The following is a 19,258-nucleotide window of genomic DNA, read 5'->3' as shown; positions in this document are numbered from 1 at the left end:
GCCGTGGCTGCCGCCGCCCGCGTGCCCGCCGCCGGGCCGGGCGGTCGCGCTGCCGCGCCGGCCGGCCGCCCGCCCGTTCCGCTGCCGCCGCCGCACCGGCCGGCGGGCCGGCGGGCGGCGGCGCCGCCGCGGCACCGCCGCCCGCACCCGCGGCCCGGCCGCCCACCCGCCCACCGCACCGCTCCCCGCCGGAGGCCGCCGCGTCCGGCCACCCAGCCCGCGCCGTACCGCCCCGCTCTCCAAAGGACTTGACCCATGACGGACCTGCACGACAAGCCCGCACCGGCGTCCTCCCGGCCGCGGGCCGGCCACACCGCCGGGGCGCCGCAGCGCGCCGCGGCCGCGGCGCACCCGACGCTCGGCGAGCTGTTCACCGCGTGGGTGGCCCGCACCCCGGACGCGCCGGCCCTCACCGACGGGCGGCGGACCTGGACGTACCGCGAACTCGCCGCCCGGGCCGACCGGCTGGCCGGGCACCTGGCACGGCGCGGGGCGGGCCCCGACCGGGTGGTCGCGCTGGTCCTGCCGCGCTCCATGGAGCTGATCGCGGCGGAGCTCGCCGTCGCCCGGGCCGGCGCCGCCTTCCTGCCCGTGGACCCCGACTACCCCGCGGAGCGCCGGGCGCTGATGCTCGCCGACGCCGCGCCCACCGTCACCCTCGACGACCCCCGGCTGGTCGGTGAGCTGCTGGAGACCGCCGACGCCGCGCAGCACGCGGCGAGAGCCGACGCCGACCACGCCGCGTACGTCATCTACACCTCCGGCTCCACCGGTACCCCCAAGGGCGTGACGGTCACCCACCGCGGCCTGGGCGGCTTCACCGAGGCCGCCGCCGAACGGTACGCCGTCGGCCCCGGCGACCGCGTGCTGCAGTTCTCCTCGCCCAGCTTCGACGCCTCCGTCCTGGAGCTGTGCGTCTCCGTCCTGTGCGGCGCCACGCTCGTCGTGCCGCCGCACGGTCCCTGGCTCGGCGAGGAGCTCGCCGCCGTCCTGGACGAGCACCGCATCACCCACGCCCTCATCCCGCCGGCCGCGCTGGCCACCCTGCCCGACCCGCGCGAGGGCGCCGGAAGCGGTCTGCGCACGCTGATCGTGGGCGCCGAGGCCTGCCCGGCCGGACTCGTGGACCGGTGGGCGCCCGGCCGGCGGATGATCAACTCCTACGGCCCGACCGAGGCCACCATCGTCGCCACCTGGACCGGGCCGCTCACGGCGGGCCGGGGCGCCCCGACGATCGGGGACGCCCTGCCGCACACCCGCGTGCACGTCCTCGACGCCGCCATGCGGCCCGTGCCGCCCGGTGCGGACGGCGAGCTGTTCGTGGGCGGCGACGCGGTCGCCCGCGGCTACCTGGGCCGGCCGGGCCTGACCGCGGCCCGCTTCGTCGCCGACCCCTTCGGCGCGCCCGGCGCCCGGCTGTACCGCACCGGGGACCGGGTACGGCGCACCGCCGACGGGGAGCTGGAGTTCCTGGGCCGGCTGGACCGGCAGGTCAAGATACGCGGCTACCGCATCGAACCGGGCGAGATCGAGGCGGCCCTGCGCCGGGCCGGCGCGGGCGCCGTCGGCGAGGCCGTGGTGGTGGTCCGCGAGGACGTCCCCGGCCGCCGCCGCCTCGTCGCCTACGTCACCCCGTCCACCCCGCCGCCCTCCCCGGCCGGCGCCGCCGCCGACGCGATGCCCGCCACCGTCCCGGCCACCCCCGGCGCCACGGCAGCCTCCGCCGGCCCCGCGGCCCCGCCGCGCCCGGCCCGGCCCCTCGACCCGGCGGTCTCCTCCGGCACGGAAACCTCCGCCGACCCGGCGCCCGCCGCCAGTCCGGCGACGTCCGCCGACGCCTCCTCCGACGTGGCGGCTTCGGCCGACTCGTCCTGCGCCGGCACGGCGGTCTCCCCGGACGCGGCAGCGTCCGACGCCCCGGCGGCCTCCTCCGATGCGGCGGCCTACGCCGACCCGTCGCCTTCCGCCGCTCCGTCCGCCGTCGGCCCGGCGCGCGGCGCCGCGGCGGACCCCGGTGTGCACGGGCCGGCGGACCGGCCGCGTCCGGGGCGGCCCCTCGACCCCGGAGCTCTGCGCGGTGCTCTGGCCGCTGTGCTGCCCGCCCACATGGTGCCGTCCGCCGTCGTGGTGCTGGAGCGGATGCCGCTCACCCCGCAGCACAAGATCGACCGGCGGGCGCTGCCCGCGCCCGAGCGCGTCCGTGCCGGAAGCCACGTGCCGCCCCGCTCACCGCAGGAGCGGGCGCTCGCCGCGATCTGGGCGGAGGTGCTGGGCGTCGACGAGGTCGGGGCGGAGGACGACTTCTTCGACCTCGGCGGCGACTCGGTCCTCGCCGCGCGCACCCTGTCCCGGATCCGCGACGAACTGGGCGTGCGGCTGACGGTGCGGGACGTCTTCACCGCGCGGACGGTCGCCGCCCTCGCGCCCCTGCTCGGCGACCCGTCCGCCGCCGCCCCGCCCGAGCCGATCCCGCCCGCCCCGCGAGCGGACGCCCTGCCGCTGTCCAGCGCGCAGCGGCGGCTGTGGTTCCTGGACGACCTGACCGCGGGCGGCACCGAGTACAACACGGGTGTCTCCCTGCGGTTGCGCGGCGCCCTGGACGAGGAGGCCCTGCGCCGGTCCCTGCACCGCCTCGCGGCCCGTCACGACGCCCTGCGCACCACGTTCCCCACGGTCGACGGGCAGGGCGTGCAGCGCGTGGCCGAGGAGCCGGACCTGCCCCTGCGGACGGCCGACCTCACCGGCGTGCCCGAGGCCCGCCGCGCCGAGGCGGCCGAGGAACTGCTCACCGAAGAGCTGAGCCGGCCCTACGACCTGGCGGCCGGACCGCTCACCCGCGCGCTGCTCGTCCGGCTCTCCGCCGACGACCACCTGCTGCTCCTGGCCCAGCACCACATCGTCACCGACGGCTGGTCGGTGGGCATCCTCACCCGTGAGCTCGCGGCCCTCTACGGCGCGGAGGTCACCGGCGAAGGCGACGGCCTGCCGCGGCCCGCCGTGCAGTACCCGGACTTCGCCGTCTGGGAGCAGCGGCAGCGGGCCGCGGACACGGACACCGCGGACCTCGCCTACTGGAAGCGCCACCTGACGGGGATCCAGCACCTGGAGCTGCCCACCGACCGGACCCGTCCCGCCGTGCGCACCACCGCCGGCGCGGCCCACCGGCACCATCTGCCCGCGGAGCTGACGGCCCGGCTGCGCCACCTGGCCGCAGGGCGCGGCACGACGGTGTTCACCCTGTTCGCGGGGGCGTCCGCGCTGCTGTTCTCCCGCTACTCCGGGCAGCGGGACGTGGCGTTCGGCACCGTCACCAACGGGCGGGGCCGCCGGGACCTGGAGGAGGTGCCGGGGTTCTTCGCCAACACGGTGGTCCTGCGCACGGACGTGGACGAGCGGGCGACCGTCGACCGTTTCGTGGAGAGCGTGCGGACGACGGTGCTGGACGCCTTCACCCACGACGGGGTGCCGTTCGACCGGGTGGTCGAGGAACTGGCCCCGCCCCGCGACCCCAGCCGCACCCCGCTGGTGCAGGCGCTCGTCGTGCAGCAGACCGCACTCGGCGTGCCGCCGCGCTCCGGCGGCCTGCGCCTGGAGGAGCATCCGCTGCCCCGCCCGGCCGCCCGGTTCGACCTGGTGCTGGAGTTCACGCCGGCCGCGGACGGCGGCTGCGCGCTGACCGTCGAGTACAACACGGACCTGTTCGAGGCGGCGACCGTGGCCCGGCTGACGGGCCACCTGCACCGCCTGCTGGAGGGCATGGCGGACGGCCCGGGCCGCACCCTGGCCGAGCTGCCCATGCTGTCGGCCGACGAGCAGCGCACGCTGGTGGACGCCTGGAACCCGCCCGCCCGTCACGCCCGGGAAACGGGCGACGCCACACTGCCGGCGCTGTTCCGCGCCCAGGTGGCCCGTACCCCCGACCGGACCGCCGTCGTCTGCGGGTCCGTCCGGCTCGACTACGCCGAGGTGGACCGGCGCGCGAGCCGGCTGGCGCGGCTGCTGGTCGCCCGCGGCGCCGGCCCCGAGACCCTGGTCGCGCTGTGCCTGCCGCGCACCGCCGACCTGGTGCCCGTGCTGTGGGCGGTGCTGAAGTCGGGCGCGGGCTACCTTCCCGTGGACCCCGCCTATCCGGCGGAGCGGATCCGCTTCATGCTCGCCGACGCCCGGCCCGCCCTGGTGATCGCCACCCGGGACACCGCGCCGGCCCTGCCCGACGACTGCGCCCCGCTGCTCCTGGAGGACTGCGCCGCCCCGGCCGGCGCGGACCTGACCGGTGCGGATCTCACCGATGCGGATCTGACCGACGCCGACCGCGTCCGGCCGCTGCTGCCGGAGCATCCCGCCTACGTCATCTACACGTCGGGCTCCACCGGCCGCCCCAAGGGCGTCGTGGTCACCCACCGCAGTGTCGCCGCGCTGGCCGCCTGGGCGGGGGAGCGGTTCGGACCGGACGGCCTCGCCCACGTGATCGGCTCCACCTCCCTCAACTTCGACGTCTCGGTCTTCGAGCTGCTGTGCCCGCTGCTGGCCGGCGGCACCGTGGAGGTGGTCGCCGACCTCCCGGCCCTCGCCGACGCACCGGCCCCCCGGCGCGCCGGGCTGCTCAGCGGAGTGCCCTCCGTCGTCTCCCGCCTCGTCGCGGACGGCACGGCGCCCGTGACGGCGGACACCGTCGTGCTCGCCGGCGAGGCCCTGCCCGCGCAGACGGTGCACGACGTGCGCGCCGCCATGCCGGGATGCCGGATCGCCAACATCTACGGGCCCACCGAGGCCACCGTGTACGCCACCGCCTGGTTCGCCGACGGCCCGCTGCCCGAGCACGCCCCGCCCATCGGCGAACCGGTGGCGCTCACCCGGGCCTACGTCCTGGACCGCTCCCTGCGGCCGCAGCCGCCCGGCGTCACCGGGGAGCTGTACCTCGGCGGCGGCGGACTGGCGCGCGGCTACCTGAACCGTCCGGGACTGACCGCCGCCCGCTTCGTCGCCGATCCGTTCGGCGCGCCCGGCGCGCGCATGTACCGCACCGGCGACCTGGTGCGCCGGCGCGCCGACGGCCTGCTGGAGTACCTCGGCCGGATCGACCAGCAGGTCAAGGTGCGCGGCTTCCGCATCGAGCTGGGCGAGGTGGAGGAGGCGCTGCGCCGCTGCGCCGGCGTGGCCGAGGCCGCGGCCACCGCCGCCGACGGCGACGGCCACCGGCGGCTGGTCGGCTACGTCGTGCCCGCCGCCGGAACACGGGTGGAGCCCGAAGCCGTGCGCCGGGAGCTGGGCCGTACGCTGCCCGACTACATGGTTCCGGCGACCGTCGTCGTACTGGACGGCCTGCCCCTCAACCCCAACGGCAAGCTCGACCGCACGCGCCTGCCCGACCCGGGCCCGGCCGTGCGCGCCGTACGGCACGTCGCCCCCCGCACGCCCACCGAGCACGCCCTCGCCGCGATCTGGGCGGACGTGCTGCACCTGGAGCGGGTCGGCGTCGACGACAACTTCTTCGAACTCGGCGGCGACTCGATCGTCAGCATCCAGGTGGTGGCCCGTGCCCGGCAGGAGGGCCTGCTGCTGACCTCGCGGGACCTGTACCAGCACCAGACGGTCGCCGCCCTCGCCCGCTGCGCGGACGCCGCGGGCTCCCCGACCGCCGCCGCGCCCGCGCCGGAGGCGGCCACCGGGGCGGCCCCCCTGACGCCCATCCAGCACTGGCTGTTCGCCGCCGCCGCCGAACGGGCCGGCCACTACGCCCAGGCGCTGTCCGTCCAGGTCCCCGACGACCTGGACGCGGCCGCCCTCGAGGACGCGCTGAACGACCTGGCCGCCCACCACGACGCCCTGCGCTCGCGTTTCACCGCAGGCGACGACGCCCACGGGGTCGTCTGGTCCGTCGAGGAGCGGACGGCCCGGATCCGCCTGGCCCGCCACACCGGCCCGGACGCGGACACCCCTCACTTCGGCCCCTTCGACCTGGCCCGCGGGCCGCTGCTGCGGGCCGCGCTGCACGACCGCGGCGCCGGCCGGCCCCGCGTCCTGCACCTCGCCGTCCATCACCTGGTGGTCGACGGGGTGTCGTGGCGGGTGCTGCTGGAGGACCTGGACCGCGCCTACCGGGCCCGCCGCGCCGGTGACGACGGCGCGGCGGCCCTGCCCGCGAAGTCCTCGCCGCTGCGGCAGTGGGCGCGCCGGCTCAGCGCCCACGCGGCCGACGGCGGCTTCGACGACGAGCGGGAGTACTGGGCGGCGGCGGTGCCGGACAGCGGGCCCGCGCTCCCCGCCGACGGGCCGGGCGGCGCCAACACCTACGCCTCGCAGCGGGCGGTCACCGTCCGCCTCGGCCCCGAGGACACCGCGGCGCTGCTGCGCACCCTGCCCGACACCTACCGCACCCAGGTCAACGACGTGCTGCTCAGCGCCCTGGGCCGCGCGCTGTGCGCCGGGACCGGACTCGAGCGGGTGCTGGTCGACGTGGAGGGGCACGGCCGGGAGGAACTCTTCCCGGAGCTGGACCTCAGCCGCACGGTCGGCTGGTTCACCACCCGCTTCCCCGTCGCCCTCGCCGTCCCCGCGGACGCCGGCTGGGACGCCGTGCTGAAACAGGTCAAGGAGCAGCTGCGCGCCGTGCCCCGGCACGGCCTCGGGCACGACGCGCTGCGCTACCTGACCGCACCGGGGACGGCGCCGCGGACCCCGGACGCCGACATCAGCTTCAACTACCTGGGGCGCATGGGACTGCCGGAGGACGCCGACGGCCTGTACCGGGGCACCGTCCGGCCGCTGGAGCTGGACGCCGACCCGGCCGCCGAGCGTCCGCACGCCCTGGAGGTCGTCGGACACCTGGACGGCGACTGCCTGGAGTTCACCTGGTTCTACTCGCACCGGCTGCACCGGGACGACACGGTCGCCGGGCTGGCGCGGCGGTTCACGGACGCGCTGGCGGACCTCGCCCGGTACGCGGCCGCACCGGGCGCCGCCGGGCGCACCCCTTCCGACTTCCCGCTGGCCCGGCTCGACCAGCCCGCCGTGGACCGGATCACGGGCGCCGACCCGGCTGCGGTGGCGGACGTCCTGCCGCTCACGCCGACCCAGGCCGGCATGCTCTTCCACGGCCTGTCCCAGGACGACCGCGGCGTCTACTTCCAGCAGCTGACCTTCGTCCTGGACGGCGTGCCCGACCCGCGGGCCCTCGCCGCCGCCTGGCAGCGCGTGACCGACCGCACCGAGGTGCTGCGCGGCCGTATCGTCTGGCAGGACGTGCCCGAGCCGCTGCTGGTGGTGCAGCGCCACGCGGACGTGCCCGTCACCCACCTGGACTGGCGCGAGCTGGGCGAGGAGGAGCGCCGCGCCCGGCTGGACGACGTGCTGGCCCGCGACCGCGCCGACGGCATCGACCTGACCCGGGCCCCGCTGCAGCGCCTGCTCCTCGCCCGCGTCTCCGGCACCGCGGTGCGCGTGGTGTGGTCCTTCCACCACCTCCTGCTGGACGGCTGGAGCCTGTTCCAGGTGCTCTCCGACGTGTTCGCCGAGCACGCCGGGGCCGGACCGGACGGCCTGCCGGACCGGCCGCCGTACCGGGACTACGTGGCGTGGCTGCGCGGACGCGACACGGCCGAGGCCGAGCGGCACTGGCGGCGCCGCCTGTCCGGCCTGGCCGAGGCCACCCCGCTGCCGTACGACCGCGAGCCCCGCGAGAGCCACCGCGCCGAGTCCACGCACGAGGTCCGCGCCACGGTGCCCGCGGCGACGACGCGGGCGCTGGAGGAGCTGGCGCGGAGTTCCGGCCTGACCCTCAACACCCTCGTGCAGGGCGCCTGGGCGCTGCTGCTGGGCCGTCAGGCCGGGCGTGACGAGGTGGTCTTCGGCACCACCGTGTCCGGACGGCCGCCCGAGCTGCCCGGCGCCGACGCCATGACCGGCCTGTTCATCACCACCCTGCCCACCCGGGTCACGGTGCCGGCCCGCGGCGCCCTCCTCGACTGGCTGCGTGCCCTCCAGCGCGACCAGAGCGAGGACCGGCGCTTCGACCATGTGCCGCTGACCCGGCTGAAGGCATACACCGGACTCCCCGAGCGGGCAAGCCTGTTCGACAGCATCGTCGTCTTCGAGAACTACCCGGTGGACGACGGCCTCGCCGCCGCCCACGGACTGCGCCTGAGCGGTCTGGAGGGCGTCGAGACCACCAACTACCCGCTGAGCCTGACCGCCTACCCGGGCCCGGAGCTCACCCTGCGCGTCGGCTACGACCCGGAGCTGTTCGACGCCGGCACCGCCGAGCGGACGGCCGAGTACCTGACCGTCCTGCTCGCCGGCATGACCGACGGCGCGCACCGCCCGCCCGCCCGGCTGCCGCTGCTCACCCCCGCCCGCCGCGAACAGGTGCTGCGCGCCTGGAACGACACGGACACCGGCCTGCCCGAGACCACGGTCGCCGGCCTCTTCGCCGCACAGGCGCGCCGCACCCCCGGCGCCGTGGCGCTCCAGGCCGGCGACGAGCACGTCACCTACCGGGACCTCGACGTCCGCTCGGCGCGGCTGGCGGCCCGGCTCGCCGCGCTCGGCGTACGGCCGGAACGCCCGGTCGGCGTGCTGATGGACCGCTCCGTGGACCTGATCACCGTGCAGCTGGCCCTCGTCCGCGCCGGCGGCGTGTACGTGCCGCTGGACGGCCGGGCGCCCCGCGAACGGCTGCGCCGGACGCTGGCCGAGGCCGGCGCGGACCTGCTGCTCACCGACGCCGCATGGGAGGAGACGGCCCGCGACGTGCTGCCGGGCGACGGCGTCCTGCGCGCCGACCGCGCCGACGGAGCCGACGGCGCCGCCCGCGAGGACGGAGCGGACGCAGCGGACGCAGCGGACACAGCGGAACGTCCCGCGCCCACGTACCCGGTCCACCCCGACAACGTGCAGTACCTGATGTTCACCTCCGGCTCCACCGGCACCCCCAAGGGCGTCGCCGTGCGCCAGCGGGACGTCGCCGCGCTCGCCCTGGACCGGGCCTTCGCCGGGCACGACCGCGTCCTCGTGCACTCCCCGCACGCCTTCGACGCCGCCACCTACGAGGTGTGGGTGCCGCTGCTGCGCGGCGGCACCGCCGTGCTCGCCCCGCCGGCCGACCTGGACGCCGCCGTCGTCCGCCGCGCCGTCACGGAGCAGGGCGTGACCTGCCTGTGGCTGACCGCGGGACTGTTCCGCCTCCTCGCCCAGGAGGACCCCGGCTGCCTGCGCGGCGCGCGGGAGGTGTGGACGGGCGGCGAGGCCGTGCCCGGCGCGGTCGTCCGGCGGGTGCTGGACGCCTGCCCCGGCCTCACCGTCGTGGACGGCTACGGCCCCACCGAGACCACCACCTTCGCCACCCGCCGCGTCTTCCGCACCGGCGACCCGCTGCCCGCCGTCCTGCCCATCGGCCGTCCGCTGGACAACACGCGCGCCTACGTCCTGGACTCCGCCCTGCAGCCGCAGCCGCCCGGTGTGCCCGGTGAGCTGTACATCGCCGGCGCCGGACTCGCCCGGGGCTACGCGGGCCGCCCCGGCGCCACCGCCGCCCGCTACCTCGCCGACCCGTTCGGGCCGCCCGGCGGGCGGATGTACCGCACCGGCGACATCGTGCGCTGGAGCGCCGACGGCGAACTGCACTTCGTCGGCCGCGCGGACGACCAGATCAAGATCCGCGGCTTCCGCGTCGAACCCGCCGAGATCGAGGCCCGGCTCACCGCCCACCCCGGCGTCGCCGAGGCCGTCGTGTCCCTGTACGAGGAGGCGGGACGCAAACGGCTGGCCGCCCACCTCGTACCGGCCGGCGCCGCCGTGCCGTCCGCCGGCGAGCTGCGCGACCACCTGGCCGCGGGCCTGCCCGACTACATGCTGCCCGCCGCGTTCGTCACCGTCCCCGAACTGCCGCTGACCGCCAACGGCAAGGTCGACCGGCGGCGGCTGCCCGCCCCCGACTGGTCCGCGGCCGGCGAGCGCGCCTACCGGGCCCCGCGCACCGGGCCCGAGCGGCTGCTCGCCGGGATCTGGGCCGACCTGCTCGGCGTGGCACAGGTCGGCGTCGACGACAACTTCTTCATGCTGGGCGGCGACTCCATCCTCAGCATCCAGGTGGTCTCCCGCGCCCGGGCCGCGGGCCTGACCCTCACCCCCCGCGACCTGTTCCGGCACCCCACGGTGGCCGAGCTGGCCGCCGCCGCCGACGGGGCCGCGTCCGCCGTCGCGGGCACCGGACCGGTCAGCGGCGAGGTGGACCTCACCCCCATCCAGCACTGGTTCCTCGACCCGCGGCCGGCCCACGCCTCGTACTTCAACCAGTCGGTCGTCGTCGAGACGGCCGGCGCCGTCGACGAGGACGCCCTGCGCCGCGCCCTCACCGCCCTGTGGACCCACCACGACGCCCTGCGCGCCCGGTTCGTCCTCGACGGCGACGGCACCTGGCGCCAGCACGTCCCCCCCGCCGGCGACCCGGCCCCCGCGCTGCTCCAGGTCCACGACCCGGCGGCCGAGGAACTCGTCACGGCGGCGGCCCACGCCGGACTCCGGCTGGACACCGGCCCGCTGTTCACCGCCCGCCTGTTCACCCCCGGCGACGCCCGGCCCGCCCGGCTGCTGCTCGTCGTCCACCACCTGGCGGTCGACGGCGTCTCCTGGCGGATCCTGCTGGAGGACCTGGAGACCGCCTACCGGCAGGCCGTCGCCGGACAGCCCGTGCAGCTGCCCGCCCGCACCACCTCCGTACAGGAATGGGCGCGCAGGCTGCGCGACCGCGCGGACGTCTTCGCCGGGCAGCGCGCCCACTGGGAACAGGCCGCCCGGGCCTGCGCCGTCGCGCTGCCCGTCGACGGCGACGGCGGCAACACCACGGCCGACGCCCGCGAGGTGACCGTGCGGCTGGACCGCGAACGCACCGGCCTGCTGCTGCGCCGCGTCCCCGGCGTCTACCGCACCCGCATCGACGACGTCCTGCTCACCGCGCTGGGCCGGGTCCTCGCGGACTGGACCGGACGCGGCACCGTCGCCGTCGGCCTGGAGGGGCACGGCCGCGAGGACCAGCTGTTCGAGGACGTCGACCTGTCCCGCACGGTCGGCTGGTTCACCTCGCTCTACCCGGTCGCCCTCACCGTCCCGGACGGGGACTGGGGGACGGCCCTGAAGGCGGTGAAGGAACAGCTGCGGGCCGTGCCCGACCGCGGACTCGGCCACGGCGTCCTGCGCCACCTCCTCCGCGACGAGACCCTCGCCGGCGCGCCCATGCCCGGCATCAGCTTCAACTACCTGGGCCGCTTCGACTGGTCCGGCGGCGGCGCCCTGATCGGGGCGGTGCCCGGCGGACTCGGCGGCGCGGAGGCCCCCGGCGCCGAGCGGGCGCACCTGCTGGACGTGATCGCCCGCGTCGAGGACGACGAACTGGAGATCACCTGGCACTACAGCGCCGGACGGCACCGCGAGGAGACCGTCGCCGCGCTCGCCGAGGGCATGCTGCGGGCGCTCGGGGACGTCATCGCGCACTGCGCCCGGCCGGACGCGGGCGGCCGCACCCCGTCGGACTTCCCGCTGGCCCGTCTGGACCAGGCCGCCGTGGACCGGATCGCCGGCGACGGACGCGACGTCGAGGAAGTGCTCCCGCTGACGCCGATGCAGGCGGGCATGCTCTTCCACAGCCTGCTGGACCCCGACGGCCGCACCTACGTCAACCAGGTGCAGCTGGTCCTGTCCGGCGTCACCGACCCGCGGGCGCTCGCCGAGGCGTGGCAGCACACCGCGGACGCCAACCCGGTGCTGCGCACCCGCCTGGTGTGGCAGGAGACCCCCGAACCCCTCCAGGTCGTCCGGCGCCGGGCCACCGTGCCCGTCGCCCACCACGACTGGACCGGGCTCCCCGCCGACCGGTGCGCCCGCGAGCTGGACCGCCTGCTGGCCGAGGACCGGCGGGCGGGCGTCGACCTGGGCACGGCGCCCCTGATGCGGCTGACGCTGATCCGGCTGGCCCCGGACCGGGTCCGCCTGGTGTGGACCTTCCACCACGTCCTGCTCGACGGATGGAGCGCCGCCCAGGTCTTCGACGAGGTGTGCGAGCGGTACGCGGCCCTGACCTCCGGGCGCCGCCCCCAGGTGCCCGAACGCAGGCCGTTCGCCGACTACCTGCGCCGGCTCGCCGCACAGGACACCGGGCGGGCCGAGCGGTACTGGCGGGAGACCCTCGCCGGCTTCCAGGCCCCCACGGAACTGCCCCGCGACCGGCGGCCCGACGGGGCGCACCGCAGCTCCTCCTCCGGGTCGGTGCGGATGACCCTCGGCCGGGACGTGTCGGCACGGCTGCGGGAGACGGCCCAGCGGGCGGGACTGACCCTCAACACCGTGCTGCAGGGCGCGTGGGCGCTGCTGCTGTCCCGCTACGGCGGCGGGGACGACGTGGTGTTCGGCACGACCGTCTCCGGCCGGCCCGCCGACCTGCCCGGCGTCACCTCGATGGTCGGCCTGTTCATCAACACCCTGCCCACCCGGGCCCGGGTCGACGGGCGGCGCCCGCTGCTGGCATGGCTGCGCGAGCTGCAGGCCGCCCAGTCCGAGGCCCGGCGCCACGACTTCGTCTCGCTGGCCCAGGTGCAGTCCTGGAGCGAGGTGCCCGGCGGCACCCACCTGTTCGACTCCATCGTGGTCTTCGAGAACTACCCGTTCGACGAGGGGGCGCTGGCCCGGCACGGCCTGGCGATGGAGCAGGAGCGCGACCTGGAGCCGACGAACTACCCGCTCAGCGTGGTCGTCGCGCCCGGCGACAGCCTCGCCGTGAACCTCGACTACGACCCGGCGGCCTTCGACGCCGCGACCGTGGAGGCGCTCGGCGACAGCCTGCGCACCCTGCTGACCGGGATGGCCGCCGACCCGGACCGCCGCCTGGCCGAACTGCCGCTCCTGGACCCCGTCCGGGGCCGGGACCTCGTCGCCCGGTTCGGCGGACGGCAGGCCGAGGCGCCGCACGGCACACTGCCCGAGGCGTTCCGGCGGCAGGCCGAGCGCACCCCGGACGCCCCGGCGGTCCGCTGCGGCGACCGGCTCCTCACCTACCGCGACCTCGACGCGCGCTCCAACCGGCTGGCCCGGCTGCTGATCGCCGCCGGAGCGGGACCCGAGGGCTTCGTCGCCCTCTGCCTGCCCCGCACCGCCGACCTGGTGGTCGCGCTCCTGGCGGTGCTCAAGAGCGGCGCCGCCTACCTTCCGGTCGACCCGCAGTACCCGGCCGAGCGCGTCGCGTTCCTCTTCGAGGACGTCCGGCCCGACGCCGTGGTCACCAGCACCGAGACCGCCGGCCGGCTGCCCGGGGGCCCGTTCACCCGGATCGTGCTCGACGAGGACCCGGGCGCCGCCGTGCCGGACACCCCGGTCGAGGACGCGGAACGGCGGGGCGCGCTGCTGCCCGGCCACCCCGCCTACGTCATCCACACCTCCGGCTCCACCGGCCGCCCCAAGGGCGTCCTCGTCAGCCACGCCTCGGTGCTGGCCCTGACCGACTGGGCCGCGGCCGAGTTCACCGGCCGGCAACTGGCGCACGTGGTGGCGTCCACCTCGCTCAACTTCGACGTGTCGGTGTTCGAGATCTTCTCCCCGCTGCTGTCCGGGGGCTGCGTCGAGATCGTCCGCGATCTGCTGGCCCTGGCCGAGCGCCGCGAACCCTGGCGGGCCGGACTGCTCAGCGCGGTTCCCTCGGCCCTGGACCGGCTGCTCGCCGAGGACACCGTGCGGGTCACCGCGGACACCGTCGTCCTCGCCGGGGAGGGACTGCCCGCCCGGACCGTGCGCCGGGTCCGCGAGGCCGTCCCCGGCTGCCGGGTCATGAACATCTACGGCCCCACCGAGGCCACCGTCTACGCCACCGCCTTCACCTGCGACCCCGCCGACCCCGACCGCGACCCGCCGATCGGCCGCCCGGTCGGCGGGGCCCGCGCCTACGTGCTGGACGAGCGGATGCGCCCGGTGCCCCCCGGCGCGCCCGGCGAGCTGTTCCTCGCGGGCACCGGCGTCGCCCGCGGCTACCTGCGCCGCCCCGGCCTGACCGCGTCCCGCTTCCTGCCCGACCCGTTCGGGCCGCCCGGCGCCCGCATGTACCGCACCGGCGACCTGGTCCGCTGGACGGCCGACGGCGACCTCGTCTACCTCGGCCGCGGCGACGACCAGGTGAAGGTGCGCGGCTTCCGGATCGAGCTCGGCGAGGTGGAGGCCGCACTGGCCCGCCACCCCGCGGTCGCCGCGGCGGCGGCCCGGGTGGTCGAGCACGCCGGCCACCGCCGGCTGGTCGGCTACGCGGTGCCCCGCGGGGCCCTGCCCGACGCGGCCGAGCTGCGCGCCTTCCTCGCCCGCAGCCTCCCCGACCACCTCGTCCCCGCGCTCGTCGTGCCGCTGGAGCGGCTGCCGCTCGGCGCGACCGGCAAACTCGACCGGCGGGCGCTGCCCGCACCCGAGTGGACCGCCCCGGCCGCCGGCCGGGCCGCCCGGCCGCCGCGCACCGCGGCGGAGCAGACCCTCGCGGCGATCTGGTCCGAGGTGCTCGGCGTGCCCGAGGTCGGCGCCGACGACAACTACTTCGCACTCGGCGGCGACTCCATCCTCGGCATCCAGATCGTCTCGGCCGCCCGCCGCGCCGGTTACGCCCTGAGCCCCCGGCACCTGTTCACCCACCAGACCCTCGCCGAACTCGCCGCCGCGGCCGGGCAGCACACAGAGCCCGCGGCGACGGCCGAGCAGGGCCCGGTGACCGGCGACGCCCCGCTCACCCCCGTACAGCACTGGCTGCTCGACACCCTCACCGGCGATCCCGCCCACTTCAGCCAGACCGTCGCCTTCGAACTGGCCGCGGACCCCGGCGAACCGCTGCTGCGGGCGGCCCTGGCGGCCGTACTGGAGCACCACGACGCCCTCCGGCTGCGTTTCGAGCCGGCCGGGGACGGGCGGTGGCGGCAGTACGGCGCCGCGCCCGCCGACACGCCCCCGCACCTGAAGGTCCACGACGGCGCGGCCGTGCCGGAGGTGGCCGCCGCCCTCGCCGCCGGCTTCGACCTGGCCGCCGGCCCGCTGCTGCGGGCCGCGCTGTGCCGCCCCGGCGACGGCGGCCGGCCGGTGCTGCTGCTGTCCGCCCACCACCTGGTCGTGGACGCCGTCTCCTGGCGGCTGCTCCTGGAGGACCTGGACACCGCCTACCGCGCCCTGCGGGACGGCCGCACGCCCGACCTCGGCCCCAAGAGCACCTCCTTCCGGACCTGGGCCGAGCGGCTCGCCGGCCACACCGCGGCGGGGGGCTTCGACGCCGAACTCGACCACTGGCGCGGCCTCGGCGCCGGCGCCGCCCTGCCGGCCGACCACCCCGGCGGCGCGAACACCGCCGCCGACGAGGACAGCGTGACCGCCGGCCTCGACGCCGAGGACACCCGCCGGCTCCTCCAGGACGTGCCGGACGTGTACCGCACCCGCGTCAACGACGTCCTGCTGTGCGCGCTGGGCCGGGTCCTGGCCCGGTGGACCGGCCGGGACCGGGTCGCGGTGACCCTGGAGGGCCACGGCCGCGAGGACCTGTTCGACGACGTCGACCTCGCCCGGACCGTCGGCTGGTTCACCGCCGTGTACCCGGTCGCCCTGCACGTCCCCCGCGACGCGGACACCGGCACCGTGCTCAAGGCCGTCAAGGAGGACCTGCGGGCCGTGCCGCACGGCGGACTGGGCTACGGCGCGCTGCGCCACCTGCACCCCACCGCCGGCCCCGACCTGCCGGACCTGCCGCAGATCTGCTTCAACTACCTGGGCCAGCAGGACTTCACGCCCGCACCGGGCGGCCTGCTGCACGCGCCCCACGGCGGCCTCACCGGAGGCATGGACCCCGCGGCCGAGCGCCCCCACCTCCTCGACGTCCTCGGCCGGGTGGCCGACGGCAGGCTGGAGTTCACCTGGTCGTACTCCCGCGAGGTGCACCGGCCCGAGACCGTCGCCCGGCTCGCGTCCGAACTGGCCGCGGAACTCCGCGCGATCGTCCGGCACTGCGCCGAGCCCGGCGCCGGCGGCCGCACCCCGTCCGACTTCCCGCTGGCCCGCCTGGACCAGCGGGACGTCGACCGGCTCGTCGGCACCGGAGCGGACGTCACGGACGTCTACCCGCTCACGCCCACCCAGGCCGGCATGGTGATGCACGGCCTGGACGACGCCGAACACGGCCTGTACGTCGAGCAGATCACCTTCGTCGTCGACGGCGCCCGGGACCCGGGGCGGCTCGCCGCCGCCTGGCAGCACGTCGTCGACCGCACCCCCGTGCTGCGCACCTCCGTCGCCCTGCACGACGTGCCGGAGCCGCTGCAGATCGTGCACCGGCACGTCACCGCGCCGGTCACCGAGCACGACTGGAGCGATGTGCCGGCGGACCGGCAGGAAGCGGAACTGGAACGGCTGCTCGCCGACGAACGGGCCCGGGGCCTCGCCCTGGACCGCGCCCCGCTGCTGCGGCTCGCCCTCGTCCGGCTCTCACCGGACGCGGTACGGGTGGTGTGGACCTTCCACCACGTCCTGCTGGACGGCTGGAGCGTCTTCCACGTCCTGTCCGACGTCATGGCCGCGCACGCCGCCCTCGTCCGCGGCGAGGCGCCGCGGCTGCCGGAGCGCAGGCCGTTCGCGGACTACGCCGCCTGGCTCGCCGCCCGCGACACCGGCCGGGCCGAACAGCACTGGCGCGGTGTCCTGGAGGACCTGAGCAGCCCCACCCCGCTGCCCTACGACCGCCGGCCCGCACCGGGAGCCACGGCCCGCTCCGGCACCTGGCTGTCGCAGCGGCTCGGCGCCGAGGAGACGCGCCGGCTGCAGGAGTTCGCCCGCCGCCACCACGTCACCCTGAACACGCTGGTGCAGGGCGCCTGGGCGCTGCTGCTGGCGCGGTGCAGCGGCGAACGGGAGGTCTGCTTCGGCACCACCGTCTCCGGGCGGCCCGCCGACCTGCCCGGCGCCGACACCATCACCGGCCTGTTCATCACCACCCTGCCCGCCCGGATCGGCGTCGACGGCGGCGCGCCCTGCGGCGCCTGGCTGCGCGCGGTGCAGGAGGCCCGCGCCGAGGACCGCCGCCACGACCACCTGCCCCTCAGCGCACTGCACGCCCTCACCCGGCTGCCGCACGGCACCGCCCTGTTCGACAGCCTGGTCGTCTTCGAGAACTACCCGGTCGGCGACGCGACGGCCGGCGCGCACGGGCTGACCCTGCGCGACCTGGACGCCCGGGAGGCCACCAACTACCCGCTCACCGTGGTCGTCTCGCCCGGCGACCGGCTCGCCGTCGAACTCGGCTACGACCCCCGCTGCTTCGACGCGGCCACCGCCCGATCCCTGGCCGGCCGGCTGCTGCACACCCTGCACGCCCTGGCCGCCACCGACGGCACCGCCCGCCTCGACGACATCGACGTCCTCCCGGCCGAGGACAGGCACCGGCTGCTGCACGGGCCGGCCCGCCCCGCCCTCGGCCCGGTCCCCGCGGCCACCCTGCCCGCCCTGGTGGAGGCCGCCGTCGACCGGTGGCCCACCGCCGCCGCACTCGACGCGCCCGGAGCGCTGCTCACCTTCGCCGAGACCGAGACGCGGGCCAACCGGCTCGCGCACCGGCTGATCGCCCGCGGCGCCGGACCCGGTGACCTCGTCGCGCTGCTGCTGCCCCGCTCCGCGGACATGGTGCTGGCGCAGCTCGCGGTCACCAAGGCGGGCGCCGCCTTCCTGCCCGTGGACCCCGCCTACCCGGAGGAACGGATCGCCCTGATGCTGCGCGACGCCGCCCCCGCCCTCACCCTCGACGCCAAGGAGGTCGCCGGCCTGCTCGCCGCACCGCCGGACGGCACGCCCGGACACCGGCCCACCGACGCCGACCGGACCCGCCCCCTCGACCTGGACGACCCGGCCTACGTCATCTACACGTCCGGCTCCACCGGCACCCCCAAGGGCGTCGTCGTCACCCACCGCGGACTCGCCGGGTTCGCCGCCGCCGAGGCCGCCCACTACGGCGTGGCCGCGGGCGACCGGGTGCTGTCCTTCGCCACGCCCAGCTTCGACGCCTCCGTGCTGGAGCTGTGCATGTCCCTGCCGCACGGCGCCCGACTGGTCGTACCCCAGGCCGGCCCGCTGCTCGGTCCCGCGCTCGCCGAGGTGCTGCGCACCGCGCGCATCACGCACACCCTGCTGCCTCCGGCCGCCCTCGCCACCCTGCCGCCCGGCACGCCCGGCACCCTGCCGGACCTGAAGACGCTGATCGTCGGCGCCGACGCGTGCAGCGCCGAACTCGTCGCCCGCTGGGCCCCGCACCACCGCATGGTGAACTCCTACGGGCCCACCGAGGCCACCGTCGTCGCCACCTGGTCCGCGCCCCTGGAGCCGGACGGCGCCGCCCCGCCCGTCGGCCGCCCGCTGCCCGCCACCCGCGCCTACGTCCTCGACGCCCGGCTCCGGCTGGTCCCCGACGGCGTCGCCGGCGAACTCTGGCTCGCCGGACCGGCACTGGCCCGCGGCTACCTCGGCCGGCCCGGTCTGACCGCCGCCCGGTTCACCGCCGACCCGTTCGGGCCGCCCGGCTCCCGCATGTACCGCACCGGCGACCTGGTGCGCCGCGACGCCCACGGCGAACTGCACTACCTCGGCCGCACCGACCACCAGCTCAAGCTGCGCGGCCACCGCATCGAGGCGGGCGAGGTCGAGGCGGCCCTGGTGCGCCATCCGGACGTGCTGGACGCCGTGGTGACCGTACGGGAGGACGAACCCGGGCAGCCGCGCCTGGTCGCCCACCTGCTCACCGCCCCCGGAGCCGAACCGCCCGCTCCGGCCGCGCTGCGGGCCCTGGCCGCCCGCTCGCTGCCCGGCTACATGGTCCCCTCGGCGTTCGTGGTGCTGGACCGCTTCCCGCTCACCGAGAACGGCAAGATTGACCGGGCCGCCCTGCCCGCCCCCGCGCCCGCCGACGAGCAGGCCGGGGAACGCGCCGGGTACGTGGCCCCCCGCACCCCCACCGAGGAGGCGATGGCCGCCATCTGGGAGGAGACCCTCCAGACGGCCGTCGGCGCCGAGGACGACTACTTCCTGCTGGGCGGCGACTCCATGCGGGCCCTGCTCATCGCCTCCCGCGCCAACGACGCCTTCGGCGTCACGCTGACCCCCCGCGACGTCCTGGTCTCCCGCACCGTCGCCGCCCTGGCGGAACGGGTGGAGGACGAGGTGCTGCGCGAACTCGAAGACGCCGCGTACGGCGGCCACGACCACGACGAACGGTGAGGAT

At 77.1% G+C, this 19,258-nt stretch carries 1 protein-coding gene; it reads left to right on the top strand.

Annotated elements, in window-relative coordinates; genetic code table 11:
- Positions 1–255 precede the first annotated feature (255 nt).
- Positions 256–19,254: a non-ribosomal peptide synthase/polyketide synthase gene (locus ABZ261_RS13425; RefSeq protein ID WP_356858527.1), complete on the top strand. Its 18,999-nt coding sequence runs from the start codon at positions 256–258 to the stop codon at positions 19,252–19,254.
- Positions 19,255–19,258 lie beyond the last annotated feature (4 nt).

This window comes from Streptomyces sp. NPDC006193, from assembly GCF_040613915.1.
Taxonomy (GTDB): Bacteria; Actinomycetota; Actinomycetes; order Streptomycetales; family Streptomycetaceae; genus Streptomyces.
Note: the sequence above shows the minus strand (reverse complement) of the source record. Positions and strands in the feature narration are given on the sequence as shown.

Excerpts from the sequence above, each read along its gene's own strand:
- ABZ261_RS13425 (WP_356858527.1), top strand. The coding sequence starts at position 256 with ATGACGGACCTGCACGACAAGCCCGCACCGGCGTCCTCCCGGCCGCGG.